Below are 18,337 nucleotides of genomic sequence, written 5' to 3' on the forward strand. Positions count from 1 at the left end.
AAAAAAAAACACGACCCAGAGGGCCGCTTTTTTAAGAAGTCAAAATTATTTAATTTTAGCTTCTTTGAAGATTACGTGTTGACGGATTTTTGGATCAAATTTTTTGATTTCCATTTTTTCCGGCATAGTACGTTTGTTCTTAGTCGTAGTATAGAAATAACCTGTACCAGCTGAAGAAACTAGGCGAATTTTATCACGCATTGTACTGACTCCTTAGATCTTTTGACCTTGAGCACGAAGATCAGCAACAACCTTTTCAATGCCCAATTTGTCGATAATACGCATACCCTTAGTGGTTAAACGAAGACGTACGAAACGTTTTTCGCTTTCTAACCAGAAACGGTGGTGATGCAGGTTCGGCTCGAACCGGCGTTTGGTTTTGTTATTGGCGTGCGAGACGTTGTTGCCAACGACTGGACGCTTGCCGGTAACTTGGCAAACCTTAGACATGGTGAACTCCATTGCTAGACAGCACCGATTGTGCGGCTAGTCATTAAAAGTAAACGGATGAAATCATTCAAGGGGCGTTTTATACCAAAAATACGCTTAAAAGACAAGCGAATTTAAGAAAAACGCGGCATGATCAGGTGTGATAGATCATGCCTTGATCAGTTATCGAAGAAGGGTCTTGGAAATCAGTTTGTGAATTGGCTTATTAAACGGTGGGAGAATGAATTTTAAGCTATAGAGCTTTGGCTTAGACATCACTGACCGTTCATGCGACAAACTGAAGAATCCTTCTGGACCATGATATTTCCCCATACCTGAAGCACCGATCCCACCAAAAGGTAAGTCATCCTGTGCCACATGGGTCAATACCATATTCTGCCCGAAATGCCCTGAATGAGTATGCTGTGCGACATAGTCAGCACGCGCCTGATCAAAGTCGAAATAGTATAATGCAAGTGGACGCGGACGGCTATTAATAAAGTCAATCACATCGTCAATTTGATCATATTCTAGAATAGGAAGGATCGGGCCAAAAATTTCCTCTTTCATAATCCGCATTTCCGTGGTGACACCGGTCACAACGGTTGGCGCAATTTTCCGGACTTTGCTTAAATCTTCATGTGCCGGATTTAATTCAATAATTTTAGCACCTTGAGTACGGGCATCTGCCAGATAGCCTTGCAGACGGTTGTATTGTTTGTCATTAATAATGGAGGTGTAATCCTGATTGTACTCAATACTCGGATACATCTCGTCAATACAGGCCTTATAGTGCTCAATAAACTCAGCAGTTTTACCTTTAGGCAGGAACATATAATCTGGAGCTACACAGGTTTGACCTGAATTCCAGAGTTTACCCGCAGCCAGACGCTGTGCAACATCTTCTAATTCAATAGAAGGGTGAACCAGTACTGGAGATTTGCCACCCAGCTCTAAAATCACCGGCACCAGGTTTTCTGAGGCAGCCGCCATTACTGTTTTACCGATTTCGGTTGAGCCGGTAAAAATAATTTTATCAAAGGCTAAATGGCTAAAGGCATCGGAAACTGGTCCACCGCCATTGATGACGGCAACAAGTTCAGTCGGAAATGCCTCGCCTAAGGCTTTTTCCAGGGCACGACCAAAATGGCTTGAAGCACTGGAAATTTTGATCATGGCATGGTTGCCGGCCGCGATTGCACAAATCAGTGGACCAACCGACAATAATAATGGATAGTTCCATGGGGCAATAATCCCGATCACGCCTAGGGGTTGATATTGAACCCAGGCTTTTGCCGGCTGATGGATAATTCCAATATGGCGTTTGGAAGGTTTCATCCAACCGGTTAAATGCTTGCTATAATATTTAATCTGTTCAAGACAGGTGAGTAGTTCCCCGATTTTGGTTTCGCCCACAGAACGGTTACCATAGTCTTGATTAATTGCTTCAGCAAATTGATCTTGATATTTAACTAAGATACGCTTGAGACGCGCTAAACGATCGATACGCTCTTTTGCCGATGGAAAAGAATGACGTAGATAAGCGTGCTTTTGCTGTTCTAGCACGTCGTGTAAGTGCTGAATATTAAACGAATGTGGTGTCATTGAAGTTGTTTTTGTTTGACTGTTCATGACCTGCTACCATTAAATAAAAAGCGATTAATTTAATTTTTAGAGTAAAAGCTCTAAATAGTCAAGTTACTTTATGTGTTAGCTCGCTAACCTATTGAATGAATGGTTACTTTAGGATGTCTCACTCCAAAACGGTGAAAACCAAAGAACGTATTTTACAGCTCAGCTTACAGTTATTTAATGAGCGCGGTGAGCGTTCAGTAACAACCAATCATATTGCAGCTGAGCTGAATATGAGTCCGGGTAATTTGTATTACCATTTTCGTAATAAAAACGAAATCATCAAAGAGTTGATGGAACAGTACCAAAGCGAAACTTTGGAGATGCTGGCATTGCCTGATGATCGTTCGCTCGATGCCAACGATAAAATTCGCTATTTCCAGGTGCTGAGCAGTCAGCTTTGGGCCTATCGCTTTTTACATCGTGATGTTTATCATTTAGTTGAAAATAATGAAGATTTTCGAAAAATGTATCCACGCTTTGCCGGTCAGGTGATGCAGCAGGGGCAAAAAATCTATAAGGCCTTTGTGAATGCAGGCTTAATGGAAATGACGGATTCAGAAATTGAAGCCTTGATTATCAACTTGTGGATTGTTTTGACCAACTGGACCAACTTCCTGTACATGTCAGGTCATATTACCGATTCGAACCATCTGGAAGAAAAGTGGGTGTGGCAGGCATTGCGTCAAATGGTGTTTCTGGAAGGGGCTTACTTACGTGGTGAAAGCCGTCAAACCTATGAACATTTACTCGAAACACTGGGTCCGTCAGAGCTTTTTGAAAGTTTATCGTCCAGTAAAAAACACGATGCGGGCTAGCCTATTTAGAAAGCATGAAAAAAGCGTTAGAATACTCGGCTTGTTTTTCAATTTAACTGATTAGTGATATTAACCAACATGAATATGTCCACTGCTAACACAGCACGTTTACTGATTACTTGTGAAGATAAGCCAGGTATCGTGCAAGCTGTTTCGAGCTTTTTGTATCATCAGGGAGCAAATATTACCGCACTTGATCAATACGCAACTGAAGCTCAGGGCGGGCGTTATTTCATGCGTGTTGAGTTTGAACTGGACAATCTGCAAAGCCGTAAAGAAAATCTGCCCCAGACTTTTGCAACCAATGTTGCCGAGCGCTACGACATGCACTGGCGTCTGGCACTGGTTAGTGATGTGAAAAAAGTGGGTATTCTGGTTTCTAAAGTGGATCACGCCTTGCTAGAACTGTTATGGCGTCATGCACGTGGCGGTTTACCATGCGAAATCACCAAAGTGGTATCCAACCATGAAACCTTGCGTGAAGCCGTAGAAAACTTCGGTATTCCCTTTGAAGTTGTTCCAGTCAATAAAGAAAACAAACGTGAAGCCTATAGCAAGATTGATGAAATCATGCAGGGTAACGATTTACTGATCCTCGCGCGTTATATGCAGATTTTGGACGAAGAGTTCGTGCAAAAGTGGGAAATGAAAATTATCAACATCCACCATTCCTTCTTGCCAGCGTTTGTCGGTGCAAACCCGTATAAACAGGCCTATGAAAAAGGGGTGAAACTGATTGGTGCAACAGCGCATTATGTGACTGCTGACCTGGATCAGGGCCCGATCATTGAACAGGATGTAGAACGTGTAAATCATGATTTTACCGTTGAACAGTTGCGTGAACTGGGACAAGATGTGGAACGAAATGTTTTGGCCCGTGCAGTAAAATGGCATCTGGAAGATCGTATTATTGTCGATGGCAATAAAACCGTAGTCTTCCAATAAAACAACATTGACTAATTTTTAAAGAAAGGCATACTTAAAGTATGCCTTTCTTGTTTTATTGATTAAAAAAACTCATCAAAACTTACGATTTAATAGTTGCAAATGAAAACACTTCTCATTTATTATTGCGGTGCTTTAATTGTACTAACCGATGAGCTTGATTGCTGAAATCTTAATTGATCTACAATCGCTTTAATTAGGTAACTGATTTTAATGAGTCAATCTCCCGCTCTAAATATGCAAACTCCCAATCCGATGAAAAAGAAAATTATCACAGCGCTTATCGCCGTTGTGGTCGGTCACATGGGCGTGTTGTGGGCGGTGGGGCAAATGAAAACCCCTGAACTGAAACCGATTGAAAAAGAACCGTTAAAGGTTCGGTTTGTAAAAATTCAAGAACCTCCAAAACCATTACCGCCTAAGCCAAAAGCTGAACCAAAAAAAGAGCAGCCAAAGCCTAAAGAAGTGAAAAAAGTTGAAATTGTCAAAAAACAACTTTCACCACCACCGAAAAAGGTTGAAAAGGTTCAACAAGTTAAAAAAGCAGAAACACCAAAACCCGTGATCAAACCGGTGGAAGCACCACCTAAACCTACAGTGACCACCACGATTTCTGAAACCAAAGTGGTTAAACCTGCTCCGGTGACACCGCCTGCACCAGCACCGGTAGCACCGCCTGCGCCGCCATCACCAAAAAATGTTTCTATTGGTGGTTCTGGAGTGCAATGGAGCCGTTCGCCTAAACCGTCTTACAGCAATAGCGACTTGGAAGGTCAAACGCGTACTGCCATGGTGTATATTGAAGCGAATGAAAAAGGGGTGATTACCTCAGCGCGTATGGTGCGTTCGACGGGTGTTCCTGCTTTAGATGAAAAGATTTTACGCTCAGTGCGTAGTTCCAAATTCAAACCGTACAAAGAAAATGGTGTGGCTTATCCAATCAAGGCTAACCTCCCATTAGAATTGACAGTGAATCCACGCGGCTAACATTTATTAGGAGTTCGAGTATGAACTTTTCAGTTTATTGGCAACATGCTGATGCAGTGAGTAAAACACTGTATTTCGTGTTATTGGCAATGTCGATTGCGACATGGACCATCTTCGTTTTACGTATAATGGGGACTCGCCAACTGAAGCAACAAGCTTATGCTCAACTTTCCCAAGCGTTAAGCAAGTTAAAAGCAAAATTTGCCCCTTTGAATTTTGAACAACGTAAGGCTGTGGCAGAACAGGCGTTATTGCGTCAAATTTCAGCTGAAAAAGCCAATGCTGAAAAAGGTGTGGCAGTGCTTGGTACGATTGCTTCACTGGCACCGTTTGTGGGTTTGTTTGGTACGGTTTGGGGTATTTTCCACGCGCTGGTTGCGGTAGGTAAAAGTGGTCAGGCCGGTTTGGCTCAAGTGGCGACCCCAGTGGGTGAAGCCTTGATCATGACCGGTTTAGGTTTGGCCGTGGCGATTCCTGCAGTACTGGCCTATAATATTTGTACGCGTGTTAACCGTGGTTTATCGCATGAGTTACAAGACCAGGCACACAGCTTGTTGATTGATACCATGTTGCAACAGGACAGTGCAGCTCAAGTAGCGACTAAAGCAACAGCAAACAATTTGGTTGGAGGTCAAGCTTAATGGGCTTTCAATTGGGCGAAGACAACGATGTAGGTATGAATGAGATGAACCTCATTCCCCTGATCGATATTATGTTGGTATTGATGATCATCTTCCTGGTGACAGCAACCGTTGCTAACCCATCAATTCCATTAACCTTGCCAAAAACAACGGCAGATATTATTGATTTGCCACCTAAAAATGTGACCATCAGTATTAATGCAAGTGGAGATGTTGCCTGGAATGGCAAAGTACTCACGCTTGATGAATTACAGACAAAATTTAACGAAGCTGGTCAGGAAGAGCGTCAGCCGACCATTGTTCTGAAAGCAGATAAAGAATCACGTTATGATACTGTTGCTCAAGTGATGTCCCGTGCGAGCGAAGCCGGGCTCAGCGATATTGCTTTTGCGACTGATAACTAATCTGAACCTTTAAAAAAGCGACCGTTAAGGTCGCTTTTTTATTTCTGAGATTGGCAGGACTAAACTATTCAGATTTCAGAAAGTCCTGAAACTTGCTGCGCAATTTCATTAATTTCGGTGGAATGGCGAAATTGCAGTAGCCTTGAGCTGGATTGCGGGCAAAGAAATTCTGATGATATTCTTCTGCCGGGTAGAACTTCGGTGCAGGACTCAGTTCGGTCACAATATTTAGACCTTGCGCTTTTAAATGCTCAATAGTTTGCTCTGCCTGCTGTTGCTGTTCAGCATTCAGATAATAAATCACTGAGCGATATTGAGTACCGATGTCATTGCCTTGACGGTTTAAAGTGGTTGGATCATGAGTGGTAAAAAATACATCCAAAAGCTGAGCAAAGCTAATTTGCGTTTCATCATAATCAATCAGAATGACTTCGGCATGGTTGGTATCGCCACGGCAAATATCATCATAACTGGGATGTTCAGTATGGCCGCCAGCATAACCACTGACCACTTTTTCCACACCTTTCAGCTGTAAAAAAACGGCTTCGACACACCAAAAACATCCACCACCCAATAAAGCTTGTTGCATGATCTTATCCTGTATTTGTTTATTATTTTTAATATAGGGGCTTTCTATGAAGCGACAATGAATTTATACATTTTAAACATAAAAGCCTGAGGTCTCAGGCTTTTATTTAGGCAATTAACGTGGTTGCACCGGGCTGGTAAATTGCAGCACCATATTGCCATGACGATCCAGCAGTTTAAGCGTTTTTCCAAATACCTGATAGTTTGCCACTTTCGTTAAAGCTTCATTGAATTGTTGGGATACATTGTTGCGGTCTAAACAGGCCATCTTGGTGCCTGCCATTTGACTGAGTGTCAAAGTATCTCGACCCGCTTCATAGCTGCCCATAATGCGATTGCAACCATCAGCACCGCTAACCCGTTTGGTGGCAGCATCAAACTGTAAACTTGGAATATTATGTGCAGTCGGTGCTGTTTTGATTTCAGTATTGCCAATATAGGTGGCAATCCAGGTCCGATTTTGCAGTTGCACCAGGTTTGCAGCCTCAATATTAGATGCAGCATTGGGTGTAGTTTGACAACCGCTTACAGCAATCGCAGTGCCCAGTATGCCAACAGCAAACATTTTTTTTAACATGTTGGAATTCTCATTCTTGGTTTCACCTGATCTATATAAACAAAAAAATGGTCATTTAACTAGGGATAAATCTATGTTTTATATATTTTTACATTTTTAATTATCATAATTTTTAGGGCGCTGACTTGGGGAGGCCTTGGCGAATCAGGCGTGAATATTGCGTACTGGAGATATTCTTTAGCTTGCTGACACGCGGGTTAATGTAGGCCATCTCATACCACTGTTTCAGTGTAAAACCATGTGAAATGGCATTCAAATCATAGAGGTAATTGGGTAAATATCCTGAAGCCAGCAGGCGATAATCTGTCGGGAAAGGTCTTTGGGATATCGCCTGAACCATATCAAACACCAGCGTGGTACAGTTGCTGGTCAGGCTGTTATACCATTTTGGCTGATGTTTTAATTCATCGGCCTTACGCAGATATTCTTCAAACAGGGCCCGTATTTCGTTTTTCGACATATTGACCGGAAAGAAATAAACGTGTTCACCACGAATATTGCTGCGAGTATAAATCAGGTCCTTTTCATCTGCTGCAATCAGACTGAGTTCATATTTTCTGAAAAAACCGCCATAAGTAGAAAATTCTTCATTTTTCTGTTTGCGAATTTCAATAGAAAAAGTCAGTGGCTGGCTGTTGGCAAAATCAAAACTAACCAAGGTATGGGCGATGCGGGGGCCCATCCAGTAGGAAGTAATAATATTTACACCGGTGATTTGATTTAAATCAAACTGACGGGTTTCCCAACGCTCATCATAACTGCCATCTGCATGCCAGTTAAAATGACGCACATTGTGCAGCGTGACCAGATTGCCCTGTTGTTCATAAGACAGTACTTGGGCAACTTCCGGATTCCAGTCGCGATCTTGCTTGGCTTCCAGGCCAAAATACCAGAATAAGCCGATAAGAAAAAATAGAACATAAATCAGGACATCAGTCTGACGGTTCAAGACATATTGGGTGATATAAAGGCCGAGAATGCTTAAGGCAAAAGCGATCCAGATGCCGATTAGTGCGCGGGCTGCAAACCCGCCAAAGGGTTCCTGAAACCATAACGCCAGGCACAGCCAAATAGAGGACACAATAACGAAAAGACCGAACAGGCCATGCAGCAGACCCATGCCCAAGGCAGCAATGAATCCGCTTTTTCCAATATGATGCATATTTGACTGTTATAAATAATTATTGCCTTTATTTTCGGTATGTTGCGAACTCAAAAGCAATCCCGGTTTTGTCGTCAATATGTTGTTCTGAGGCAACCTTTTTAAATTCAGCTGGAATTTCCGGATAGTAGGCATCACCTTGAACATCCAGTTCAACATGGGTCAGTTCCAGACGGTCGGCAATGTTCATGGTCTGTTTAAAGATCTCGCCACCACCAATCACAAAGATCGCATCAGGTTTTTCTGATGCTTTGACATCAGCAACCGCTTGAGCCAAGGCATCTTCAATCGAGTAGGCCACTTTGGTGCCTTCAAATGACCAGTCGGTGTCTCGGGTAATGACCCAGTTGACCCGTTTTGGCAAAGTGCGACCCATAGACTCTAAGGTCTTACGTCCCATGACCACCACACCGCCTTGGGTAATTTCTTTAAAGTGCTTTAAGTCAGCTGAAATGTGCCAAGGCAAGTCATTGTTTTTGCCAATGCAGCGCTGTTGATCCATGGCCACGACATGCACAACTTCTAAATTTTGGAAGCTCATAAATTTTTCCCTGTATTTTTTATACTCAGATAAGTTTTCCCCCCTTGGTAAAAGAGGGAATTAAAGGGGGATTTTAGAAATTAAACTGCTACAGGTGCTTTAATGCCGGGATGCGATTCATAGCCAACAATTTCGATATCTTCAAATTTAAAATCGAAGATGCTTTTCACTTCAGGATTCAATTTCAATTGGCAAAGTTGCATTGGCTCACGGCTGAGTTGTAATTGAGCTTGTTCAAAGTGGTTGGCATATAAATGGGTATCACCACCAGTCCAGACAAAGTCACCTACGCCCAAACCGCATACTTGCGCAATCATGTGCGTAAGCAGGGCATAGCTGGCAATATTAAATGGAACGCCTAGGAACACATCTGCACTGCGTTGATAGAGCTGGCAAGACAGTTTGCCGTCCTGTACAAAAAACTGGAACAAGGTATGGCATGGTGGCAGGGCAACATTTCCAGCTTCATTCGGGTTCCAGCCCGACACGATTAAACGGCGTGAATTGGGATTGGTTTTAATTTCGTTGATCAGCCATTTGATTTGATCAAAACCATCTTGCTCATATAAGCCATTTTCTTTTTTAGTTGCGCCAAAATTACGCCATTGATGACCATAAACTGGACCCAATTCGCCTTCAGGACGGCCAAAACGCGCCGTCTGTTCTGCCGTTGACCATTCATCCCAAATAGTCACTTTATTGTCTTGCAGATATTTAACGTTGGTATCACCTTTTAAAAACCACAACAGTTCAATCACGATGGAGCGGAAATGAACTTTTTTGGTGGTCAATAAAGGAAAACCCTGAGAAAGATCAAAGCGCATTTGGTGACCGAATACTGAACGCGTACCTGTACCTGTGCGGTCGCCTTTGTCGCCACCGTTGTCAAGGATGTGTTGTAAAAGGTCTAAATATTGACGCATGTCTCTCTCATAATATTGTGAATTTCTTGTGGCACATATTAGCCTTTTTTTATAGGTGAGGAAACTGCTCTCATCACATGGAGAATGTTGATGAAATAATTTGATTTTGATTTATAAGATTTTGATTTATATATTTTATTAAAATGCTTTTAATTTTAATTATGACAATATTGCCTTAAATTCTGAAGTGTTCATAAGTATGAAAAAAATTGTAAAACCCGATATGCAGGGTAATGTCACAGCTAAACCTGAATTTGATCCGTAGATATCTGAATGGCGATCAGCTTTAAGTTAACAGGGAGATGGATTTTGTCTCGGGAAGCAAGACTCGTTTGAGGTGGTGAAATGTGGGTAATGCTGATGGAACAAGTCTGGAGGTCTTTTTAGGGTGATTTATTGGTTTTTGAAAATCAGTTTATGCTTTCCTAAGCATCCAAATAATTAAAAAATAGTCAGTTAGGCTAAAATATGAGATATGTATAAAAATTATTACATTTTTTTCATGAAATATCTTATTTAAAGCAGTAGTATTTGGGGCTTCGAAATAAGTGAAAGGCCCGTGGTTTCAAGGGTAGGAGTGTTTAGTAAAGAATGGCTTATGATCATAATGTAAACTTGAGTGAAGTTCATGCTCCTGTTCAGACCAACATCATAATTCGTTCCCAATCCGGTAAAAATTCCAATAAATCGTCAGAATTGCCTTCCTTTCAATCGAACTCCCAAAAGAAAATGATGGCTCAAAATGGCCAGCGAATTGATATCAGTAAATTCACCGATTTCTTGCAGGCCGTTTCTTCAACCAGCAGTTCACAAAAATGTGCCAAAAGTATCAGACTTGCTTTGGAATCGGCGGGTGCAAGATTTCAAAGTCACCCCGTCGCTGCGGCAGACTGGGGAAATACCCTGATGAAAATTGGTTATCGACAAATTAATCCCAAGTTTGATGCACCTAGAGAGGGTGATATTTATATTATTGATCGAACCGGCAAGCATACTTATGGGCATATTGCCGGATTTACCGGCAAGCAATGGGTGTCTGACTTTAGGCAAAGAAGTTATGATGTCTATAATGAAAAAGGTCTGACCTATAAATATTACCGCCCAAGTTTTTAAATTTTCCCTTAAAAACTGCTGAAATAAAAAGCCTCCGTAGAGGCTTTTTTTATACTTTAACTTTAAGGTAACTGTTTGACTGGACTGCCACCCAAAGCCTGCATCAAGGTGACATAGGCATTGTATTGGCTCTGTTTGGTTTGTACCAAAGACAAACGGGCATTTCGCGTCGTTTCCTGTGCATCGAGCAGGTTTTTAAGCGCGATAGCACCATTACGGTAGCGTACTTCAGTTAAACGCTCGGTTTTCTCGGCAAGTTGTATATTTCGTTCCTGCAAAGCGACCTGTTTGTTTAATTCAGTACGCGCAGACAGGGCATTTTCCACATCGGCAAAAGCCTGATATAAGCTTTGACGATACTGGACAATGGCTTTTTCATAATCCAGGTCACTGATCGCCAGATCTTTTTTCATGTCGTTATATTGCAGGAACGGCAGGCTGAGGCTGGCACCCAAAGTTAAGGCCGGGTTCTGCAACAGGTTGCTTAATGAGGTACTGGAAGAGCCTAAATTACCAGTCAAGTTGATCGATGGATAATAACTGGCTTTGGTGGCATCTTTGTTGGCCAAGGTTTTACGTAAGCGTAATTCAGAAGCCTGCAAATCCGGACGACGTGACAGCAAGTCAGCTGGCAAGCCGGCAGCAATAGTCGGCAAGGCTATACGCGGTAAGCGCTGCGGTTCGGCTATATTCAGTTGCTGAACTGGCATGTTGAGTAAAACAGCCAAAGCCGTTCGTGCTTCCACACGCTGCTGTTCAATCTGACTTAAGCTCGCTCTCTGGCTTTGAACGGATTGTTCTGCGGAGGTGAGGTCCAGACCTGAAACCGCTCCAGCACGATATTGGGTGCGTACCAGTTCATAAGTCTTTTGCGTACTGGCTAGGTTTTGCTGTGCAACGGCATAACGCTCGTTCAGATAACCCAATTGCCAGTATAAATTGGCAGTCGTAGCCACCAAGCTTTGTGCGGTACTTTGCAAGTCCTGTTCGGTGGCAAGCGCTTCCCATTTGCTGGCTTCAGTTTGACGTGCCAGTTTACCAAACAGATCTAGTTCATAGCTTACGCCACCACTTAAAGACAAGCCGCGTGAAGCATCATCGCCTGAATTCAGGTCAATACTATGTCCGGCCGATACACTGGAGCTGACCCGTGGTCCCTGTTTATTTTGAGCCAAGCCCGCCTGTAAACGTGCCTGTTGCAAGTTAATGCCTGCAACAGCCAGATCGGTATTTTGAGCCAGAACCTGATTAACCAGCTGATTCAGATGTGCATCTCCAAACAAGGTCCACCATTGATCGGCATAAACATCGGCATGCACCTCCTGGTTCATGGCTTTGCTATTTTGGAAATTGTTTGGAATATTTACACTTGGTTGCTCATATGGTGTTTTAACCACCGCAGCACAACCCACCAATGATCCAGTTAAAATAAGACTAGCGATAAGCTTGGTAAAATTCATTTGCATTTTCAGTATCCTTATTCGCGAGAAAGAGCATCAACAGGATTTAACTGTGCTGCATTACGGGCAGGGATAAAGCCAAAGATAATCCCGATCATGCTGGAACAGACAAAGGCTGCAATAATCGAAGTGGTTGAATAGGCCATCTGGAAGGTACCACTGGCAAAATGGCTAATTAGCTGGCCAATGCCTAAAGATAGAAGCACACCCAGGATCCCGCCTAAAATACAGACCAGTACGGCTTCAATCAGGAACTGCTGCAAGATGTCACTTTGACGGGCACCCACAGCCATACGCACGCCAATTTCCTGAGTTCGTTCAGTGACCGATACCAGCATGATGTTCATCACACCAATCCCGCCGACAATCAGGGAAATAACCGCAATTGCAGAAACCAGTAGAGTCATGGTTTGGGTAGTTTGCTGAATGGTTTCACGGATACTGTCTGCATTCTGGGTAAATACATCCTGTGCGCCGTGACGTTGTACCAACAGGTTCAAAATTGCATTTTCAGCTGCCGCACTTGGATATTCATCTTTGACCCGGACAATGATGCTACGCACATTGGCCTGACCTAACATGCGGCTCATCACAGTGGAGTAGGGCAGATAAACATTCAGGCTGTCTGAATTCCCCATCATTGATTTTTGTGCTTCAACCACGCCAATAATACGACTCGGCACACTGCCCAATAAAATGACCTGACCGACAGGATCGGTACCATCACTAAAAAATGTCTTTTTGGTATTGTCATCAATCACCACATCTTGGGCACGTTCAGTAACACCTTCTTTGTCAAAAGGCTGCCCTGAGGCAAAGTTCATACCTTTCACATAAAAGAAGTCTTCACTGACACCATTCACTGTGGCAGAAGCTTCGGTATCTTTAAAACGGGCAGTGACGCTGCTATTGACTGAAGGACTGACCCCATCGACATAGGGTTGTTCAGCCAAGGCTTCAGCATCGGCAGGAACCAGAGTTTTGGCCTGAGATGTTTTTGAGTTGTCACCAAAACCACGACCCTGATAAACGGTAATAGTATTGGTACCCAGACTACTGATATTTTCCAGAATCTGTTTCTGAGAACCATTCCCCAGTGCTACTACCGATACAACAGAAGCGATACCGATAATAATCCCGAGCATGGTCAGGAAGGTCCGCATCCGGTGTGCATTCATGGCTAGAAGTGCCATGTGGAAGGCTTCGCCTAGTCGGTCGGCAGCAGAGCGCCAAGAAGGCGTTTTCTTTTGCGGTGTCGCTTCTAGCTGCTGTTTTTCCAGCACTTCGCCATCATTTTCAGGCACATTGGCCTGATCCGAAATAATATTCCCGTCACTGATTTCAATAATGCGCGAGGCATTTTTCGCCACATTATGATCGTGGGTAACAAGGATGATGGTATGACCTTTGGCATTTAGTTCACGTAAAATACGCATCACTTCAATACCACTGTTTTTATCCAGTGCACCGGTCGGTTCATCGGCCAGAATCACATCACCACCGTTCATCAAGGCACGGGCAATCGATACACGCTGCTGCTGACCACCCGAAAGCTGACTGGGACGGTTCTGGGTTTTTTCAGCCAGCCCCAAGTCCGAAAGCAACTGGGTTGAACGTTGCTGACGCGCAGAGGCATCGACACCTGCATAAATGGCTGGAACTTCAACGTTGCCCGCAGCGCTTAAATCACCCAGCAGGTGATAACGCTGGAAAATAAAACCGAAATATTCACGGCGCAGTTGTGCTAGTTCATCCGGTTCTAATTGACGTGTTTCACGCCCTTTAACCTGATAGCTCCCAGAAGTCGGCTGATCCAGACATCCCAAAATATTCATCAGGGTGGATTTACCCGAACCGGACTGCCCGACAATGGCGACCAGTTCTCCCGGGTAAATCTCAAGATTAATGCCCTTTAAAATCTGAATGGTGCTTTCCCCAGCGGGGAATTCACGAGTCAGATCTGTGACCTTGAGCAAAGGCTGTTGATCTTGACTCATCATTACATTCTCACTGGACCGGCACCACCACCTACACGGTTACTGCGTTTGGCAGCATCATTTGATGTATCTGAAGCATCTGCAATCACCACTTTGTCACCTGGCTTTAAGCCTTTAATCACTTGAGCAGTGACACGGTTGTTCAAGCCGACCAAGACAGGTTGCGGTTTGGCCGTACCATCTGCCTGAACTACACGAACCATCGACATGGAAGCCTTGCCTTGTTCAATCAGTGATTTTTCTTCCGCAGACAGTTGCAAGCGTTTTGGACGTTCAGTCTTAGCCTGATCGGCATCGACTGGCTTTTGTTCTTTCGCTTGGTCTGCATTACGATCACCACGTTTGCCTTGCGGGCGATTTGAGCTTTGTAAGGCTGCTGCGGGGACAGTTAATACATTTTTTGCTTCAGCCAAGACAATATAAACCTGTGCAGTCATATCAATACGCAATTTGCCATCTTCATTGGGTACATCAAACAAGGCGTTGTAGTAAACCGCTGTACTTGATGATGAAGTCGAAGAGTTGTTGCTTTCAGTATTGATTGAATTCGGTGCCGGTTCTACCTGGCGCAGTTTTGCATAATGTTTTTTGTCGCTATTGCCCAAAGTGGTGAAATAAACAGTCTGACCTTCTTCAACTTTCATCACATCAGCTTCTGAAATTTCAGCCTTAATGGTCATGTTGTCGAGCTTGGCCAGTTTGACAATGGTCGGTGCGCTTTGGTTGGCGTTTACGGTTTGACCTTCTTCAGTCACAATCGCCACAATGGTGCCATCCATAGGCGCAACAATCCGTGTGTAGCCCAAGTCTTCTTTCGCTGTTGCCAGAGTTAAGCGAGATTGTTCAATCTGGGCATTAATGGCCAAAATGTCAGCTTGTGCTGTTTTATAGCTGGCCAATGCTGACTCGAGTTCAGCACGTGAAGTTGCATCTTGTGCATACATGGCTTGCTGGCGTTGATATTCAGCTTGAACTTTTGCCAAGTTCGCTTGTTTGACTGCCAGTTGAGCCTGTTGATTTTTAATGCTCGCTTCAGCCGTTTTAAGATCATTTTCCTGACGGATCGAATCAATTTGTGCAATCAGTTGACCCTGTTTCACCTGGTCTCCCAATTGTACATACATTTTTTTCACCTGACCGGATACCTGCGCACCGACGCTGACCATTTTGGTGGCTTCAAGTACACCGGTTGCAAGTACCGAGTCTTCAATATCGCCACGAGTGACTTCACTGGTAATGTATTGCGGCGGTTGCTCTTTGGATTTTAAAAAGAACCAGGCTGTGACTGCAATGGCAAGGATGCAGACTATGGCAACAATGATTTTAGAAGGCTTTATTTTTGGCATAGTGCGCTGATAAATGAGGAAAATTAGACCAATTATAAAAGCTAAATAAGGATAAAACGTGAACTTTTTAAAAACAAATGAGAATTATTTTCTATTTGGGGTTCTCTTGTAAAAGCCACTAAAGAGATTGTGAAGTTATTTTTAATGAACTTTTTTAGCATGATTCATAAAGGATAGGCATTTTATTAAATTTCGATTCCATCAAATTTCTAAAACGTGATTTTCAGCCTGATTGTTGATTTTTACAGAAACACTGCTGCGAGAAAGCATGTTCACCAACTGATCTCAGGCACCGATAGCCTATTAGATTTTAGTCGAATGATACTGGATTTATTTCATAATTTTTATTTGAATAATTTTTCATGTTCGGCATTTCCATTTGTTTTTTATCTTACCGCCTTGAGTTTCAAACTGGTACACATAATTTTAAAAATCTTTGTTTTATCTCTAGATTTAAGTAAAAAAAGTTTGTAGTATTAAATCCATAAAATAATTATGGGTTTAATAATAAGAGCATTAATCCCCATAATTATGTGAAAAAAATCATGACTTTAATATGGAAAATTGTAAGGGGTAAGTGATGGAATGGAATGAAACTTATAATATTGGGATTGATGTGATTGATAATCAGCATCGTCAGATATTGGATTACATTAATGCGCTGGAAAAAATCAGAGGGAGTGGGGATCGCAACCAGATTAAAGAAGTTCTGGATGATTTAATTGACTATACCCAATCGCATTTTAGCTTTGAAGAAAACCTGCTTGAGCAAGTGCATTATCAGTATTTGCCTTCTCATAGAGGCATACATGAGTTATTTGTTAAACGGCTGAATGATTATCGTCAAAAATTTGACAAAGGTGAATCGGTTGAAAATGATTTATATCGATTATTGTCAAAGTGGTTGATTAATCATATCCAGCATGATGATCAGGATTATGTAGATGCAGTGCGTGACAATATGCTGCACTATCTGCGTGCTCAGGAACAAAAGAAAGGTAAAAGCTGGTTTTCACGGTTTTTTAGCTAAGCATTTGATCCAAATAAGGTTTGACCACACATGCTGCTAATGGCTTGCAAGACCAGATGTTCAGGGTTTTCTTTGCTCAAACCTTTAATGGATGCATCAATACGTAACAACAGAGAAGGCCAAATCAGAAAATTGTTGGGATTCAGTCTTCTCAATGCTTGTTGATATGCACTGACTTTGTTTTTCCAGATCCCCAGTTGCAAGGCATTTTGCGGCTGTTCAAACAGTTGCATCAGTAAACGCATTTCTTTACTGATGCTCCATAAGATCAGGCTCATCGGTTCGCCTGAAGCAATCAGATATTGGAAAATTTTAATCGCCTGAGCCAGATTGCCTGCAAGCAAAGCATCATTTAAATCATAAGTGGTGTAGCGTGACTGGTCCTGTAAACATGAATACAAATGATCAATCTGAATCACATCTACATCTGCAAAAGTATCGCTGACGCGCATTAAACTATTTTTGGCTGCCAGTAGATTGTGCTCATGATGTTGTTCCAGCCAGGCCCAGGCATCATTCGCCAGTTTAATGCCGAGCTTTTCTGCTTCAATGCTTAAAATTCGCTGGCGGTCTTGCGGATAATTGGCGGTGAGTGGCACAGTGACACCGTTAGCATCAATGACCTGAAAGAAACTTGATTTTAAACTGCTGCTGTCCTGTTTGGGCATCACCACCAAAAGCAGGTTTTGCTCATTATGCTGGATATAGCTTTTCAGTTGCTTGATGCCGTTGGCATCGGGCTTGATATTGCCATGTACTTCAATAGCAAGTTGAGTGGAAAATAAGGACAGGCTATTTAAAGCATTGAAGACATTTTTCCAGTCACTGACATTGCTAATATCGTAACGCTGACGTTCAATTTCCTGTTCTTGCCAACTTTGACGAAAAGCATCGAGTAAATTCTGTTCGAGCAAAGGTTCCTGACCATACATAATCCAGGCACCGCGAGCTTCATCAACACGTTTTAGGGCTTGGGTATAGTCAAGTTTCATAGCGCTATTTTCTATATTTAAGGTTGGGTGGTTGATGCCACTGGTTTGGTCACGACTTTGGGTAAACGGTTGGATGAAATCTGACGCACAATTTGTTGTGCCACATCATCAACAATCACTTGATTGAGGTATTTCTGTTCCTGGTCATCCGTGTTGACTGTGGCCACATCATATTGATAGCTGCGTGAAGCTGTAATGGTACGTGGTTCAGTGACCGGATTACCTTGTGTATCTTCAATACGGAAAGTCACGGTTAAACGAAGCAGGGTTTCGACTAGTTTGCCATTCAATTCATGACGTTGTGGGGTGTAATCCAGTACACGCAACACATAGGCATCAGGACTGTTGCTAAGCTGAATACCTGTTGCACTTAAATAAATCGCAAGTTTTTCATGCAATTGTCCTGCATTATTCGGCAATGCTAATTTCATTTTTGAATAAGCCACAGGAGCAGTTGACGGGCTGGTGCCTTTTAAATGGAAGCCACAACCCACTAAGCCTGCACTTAGACCACAAGTTAAAACAATTGCTGCTAAACGTTTGCCCAAATGCATGCGTTGTCCTCTGTATTGTTCTTCAAAGCAAAAAAGGAAGATTTAAAATATTTAGTGATTGTATGTGCAAAGCCCGTTGATTGACAACGGGCTTTGTTTGGGAATTGTTGTAATCCTTAAATTCCCTCTCCTTAAAGGAGAGGGTTAGGGAGAGGTCTATTTGTGAATAACCCTCATCCCAACCTTCTCCCTGAGCCA

20 protein-coding genes are annotated in these 18,337 nt (G+C 42.7%); 7 read left to right on the forward strand and 13 right to left on the reverse strand.

The features are described 5' to 3' along the window. Nucleotides 1-45: 45 nt before the first annotated feature. From rpmG to ACE01R_RS14615, 3 genes are all read right to left on the reverse strand, one after another. Complete coding sequence (gene rpmG, locus ACE01R_RS14605) at nt 46-201, reverse strand: 50S ribosomal protein L33 (RefSeq protein WP_001205031.1); 156 nt, start codon at nt 199-201, stop codon at nt 46-48. A 12-nt stretch (nt 202-213) separates the two neighbouring features. Continuing rightward, on the reverse strand, nt 214-450 hold the full coding sequence (rpmB, locus tag ACE01R_RS14610; RefSeq protein ID WP_000048256.1) for a 50S ribosomal protein L28: 237 nt from the start codon (nt 448-450) through the stop codon (nt 214-216). Between the two features lie 162 nt (nt 451-612). Then, entirely contained in the window at nt 613-2,061 is a 1,449-nt protein-coding gene (locus ACE01R_RS14615) for a coniferyl aldehyde dehydrogenase (protein ID WP_395552111.1), read from the reverse strand. 116 nt (nt 2,062-2,177) lie between these two features. On the opposite strand from ACE01R_RS14615, the gene ACE01R_RS14620 reads away from it, so the two are divergent. The 5 genes from ACE01R_RS14620 (at nt 2,178) to ACE01R_RS14640 (ending at nt 5,856) form a co-directional block, all read left to right on the forward strand. Next, entirely contained in the window at nt 2,178-2,879 is a 702-nt protein-coding gene (locus tag ACE01R_RS14620) for a TetR/AcrR family transcriptional regulator (protein ID WP_395552113.1), read from the forward strand. A 78-nt stretch (nt 2,880-2,957) separates the two neighbouring features. Next, entirely contained in the window at nt 2,958-3,824 is an 867-nt protein-coding gene (purU, locus tag ACE01R_RS14625) for a formyltetrahydrofolate deformylase (protein WP_395552114.1), read from the forward strand. A gap of 213 nt (nt 3,825-4,037) precedes the next feature. Further along, a complete protein-coding gene (locus tag ACE01R_RS14630) occupies nt 4,038-4,811 on the forward strand; it encodes an energy transducer TonB (protein ID WP_395552115.1) in 774 nt (257 codons plus the stop codon). A 20-nt stretch (nt 4,812-4,831) separates the two neighbouring features. Next, entirely contained in the window at nt 4,832-5,452 is a 621-nt protein-coding gene (locus tag ACE01R_RS14635) for a MotA/TolQ/ExbB proton channel family protein (RefSeq protein WP_395552116.1), read from the forward strand. Beyond that, nucleotides 5,452-5,856: an ExbD/TolR family protein gene (locus tag ACE01R_RS14640; RefSeq protein WP_395552120.1), complete on the forward strand. Its 405-nt coding sequence runs from the start codon at nt 5,452-5,454 to the stop codon at nt 5,854-5,856. Before ACE01R_RS14635 ends, ACE01R_RS14640 begins: the two co-directional genes overlap by 1 nt. Nucleotides 5,857-5,920: 64 nt before the next feature. On the opposite strand, the gene msrA is transcribed toward ACE01R_RS14640, so the two are convergent. The 5 genes from msrA to thyA form a co-directional block, all read right to left on the reverse strand. Further along, nucleotides 5,921-6,445: a peptide-methionine (S)-S-oxide reductase MsrA gene (gene msrA / locus ACE01R_RS14645; protein WP_395552122.1), complete on the reverse strand. Its 525-nt coding sequence runs from the start codon at nt 6,443-6,445 to the stop codon at nt 5,921-5,923. 114 nt (nt 6,446-6,559) lie between these two features. Next, complete coding sequence (locus ACE01R_RS14650) at nt 6,560-7,021, reverse strand: META domain-containing protein (protein ID WP_395552123.1); 462 nt, start codon at nt 7,019-7,021, stop codon at nt 6,560-6,562. 112 nt (nt 7,022-7,133) lie between these two features. After that, nucleotides 7,134-8,183, reverse strand: coding sequence for a DUF4105 domain-containing protein (locus tag ACE01R_RS14655; RefSeq protein WP_395552124.1), 1,050 nt, complete (start codon nt 8,181-8,183; stop codon nt 7,134-7,136). Between the two features lie 28 nt (nt 8,184-8,211). Beyond that, a complete protein-coding gene (locus tag ACE01R_RS14660) occupies nt 8,212-8,724 on the reverse strand; it encodes a dihydrofolate reductase (protein WP_395552126.1) in 513 nt (170 codons plus the stop codon). Between the two features lie 80 nt (nt 8,725-8,804). Continuing rightward, nucleotides 8,805-9,647: a thymidylate synthase gene (thyA, locus tag ACE01R_RS14665; RefSeq protein ID WP_395552127.1), complete on the reverse strand. Its 843-nt coding sequence runs from the start codon at nt 9,645-9,647 to the stop codon at nt 8,805-8,807. Between the two features lie 591 nt (nt 9,648-10,238). Here thyA and ACE01R_RS14670 point away from each other — a divergent pair. Next, on the forward strand, nt 10,239-10,760 hold the full coding sequence (locus ACE01R_RS14670; RefSeq protein ID WP_395552128.1) for a CHAP domain-containing protein: 522 nt from the start codon (nt 10,239-10,241) through the stop codon (nt 10,758-10,760). A 62-nt stretch (nt 10,761-10,822) separates the two neighbouring features. On the opposite strand, the gene ACE01R_RS14675 is transcribed toward ACE01R_RS14670, so the two are convergent. The 3 genes from ACE01R_RS14675 to ACE01R_RS14685 are packed head-to-tail and all read right to left on the reverse strand — an operon-like array spanning nt 10,823 to nt 15,563. After that, nucleotides 10,823-12,226 carry an efflux transporter outer membrane subunit gene (locus ACE01R_RS14675; RefSeq protein WP_395552131.1) on the reverse strand — a complete coding sequence of 468 codons (1,404 nt, stop codon included), beginning with the start codon at nt 12,224-12,226 and terminating at the stop codon, nt 10,823-10,825. Nucleotides 12,227-12,237: 11 nt separating this feature from the next. Further along, nucleotides 12,238-14,217, reverse strand: coding sequence for a MacB family efflux pump subunit (locus ACE01R_RS14680; protein WP_395552179.1), 1,980 nt, complete (start codon nt 14,215-14,217; stop codon nt 12,238-12,240). A 2-nt stretch (nt 14,218-14,219) separates the two neighbouring features. After that, on the reverse strand, nt 14,220-15,563 hold the full coding sequence (locus ACE01R_RS14685) for a MacA family efflux pump subunit (RefSeq protein ID WP_395552132.1): 1,344 nt from the start codon (nt 15,561-15,563) through the stop codon (nt 14,220-14,222). A gap of 580 nt (nt 15,564-16,143) precedes the next feature. On the opposite strand from ACE01R_RS14685, the gene ACE01R_RS14690 reads away from it, so the two are divergent. Continuing rightward, nucleotides 16,144-16,593: a bacteriohemerythrin gene (locus ACE01R_RS14690; RefSeq protein ID WP_395552133.1), complete on the forward strand. Its 450-nt coding sequence runs from the start codon at nt 16,144-16,146 to the stop codon at nt 16,591-16,593. Here the strand turns inward: ACE01R_RS14690 and holA are convergent. Both holA and lptE read right to left on the reverse strand, forming a co-directional pair. Next, a complete protein-coding gene (holA, locus tag ACE01R_RS14695) occupies nt 16,590-17,585 on the reverse strand; it encodes a DNA polymerase III subunit delta (RefSeq protein ID WP_395552134.1) in 996 nt (331 codons plus the stop codon). The genes ACE01R_RS14690 and holA overlap by 4 nt on opposite strands. A 17-nt stretch (nt 17,586-17,602) precedes the next feature. Beyond that, nucleotides 17,603-18,139 (reverse strand): LPS assembly lipoprotein LptE, encoded by a 537-nt coding sequence (gene lptE, locus ACE01R_RS14700; protein WP_395552135.1) that lies wholly within the window; start codon nt 18,137-18,139, stop codon nt 17,603-17,605. Nucleotides 18,140-18,337 lie beyond the last annotated feature (198 nt).

This window comes from Acinetobacter sp. BSP-28, assembly GCF_044130285.1.
Taxonomy (GTDB): domain Bacteria; phylum Pseudomonadota; class Gammaproteobacteria; order Pseudomonadales; family Moraxellaceae; genus Acinetobacter.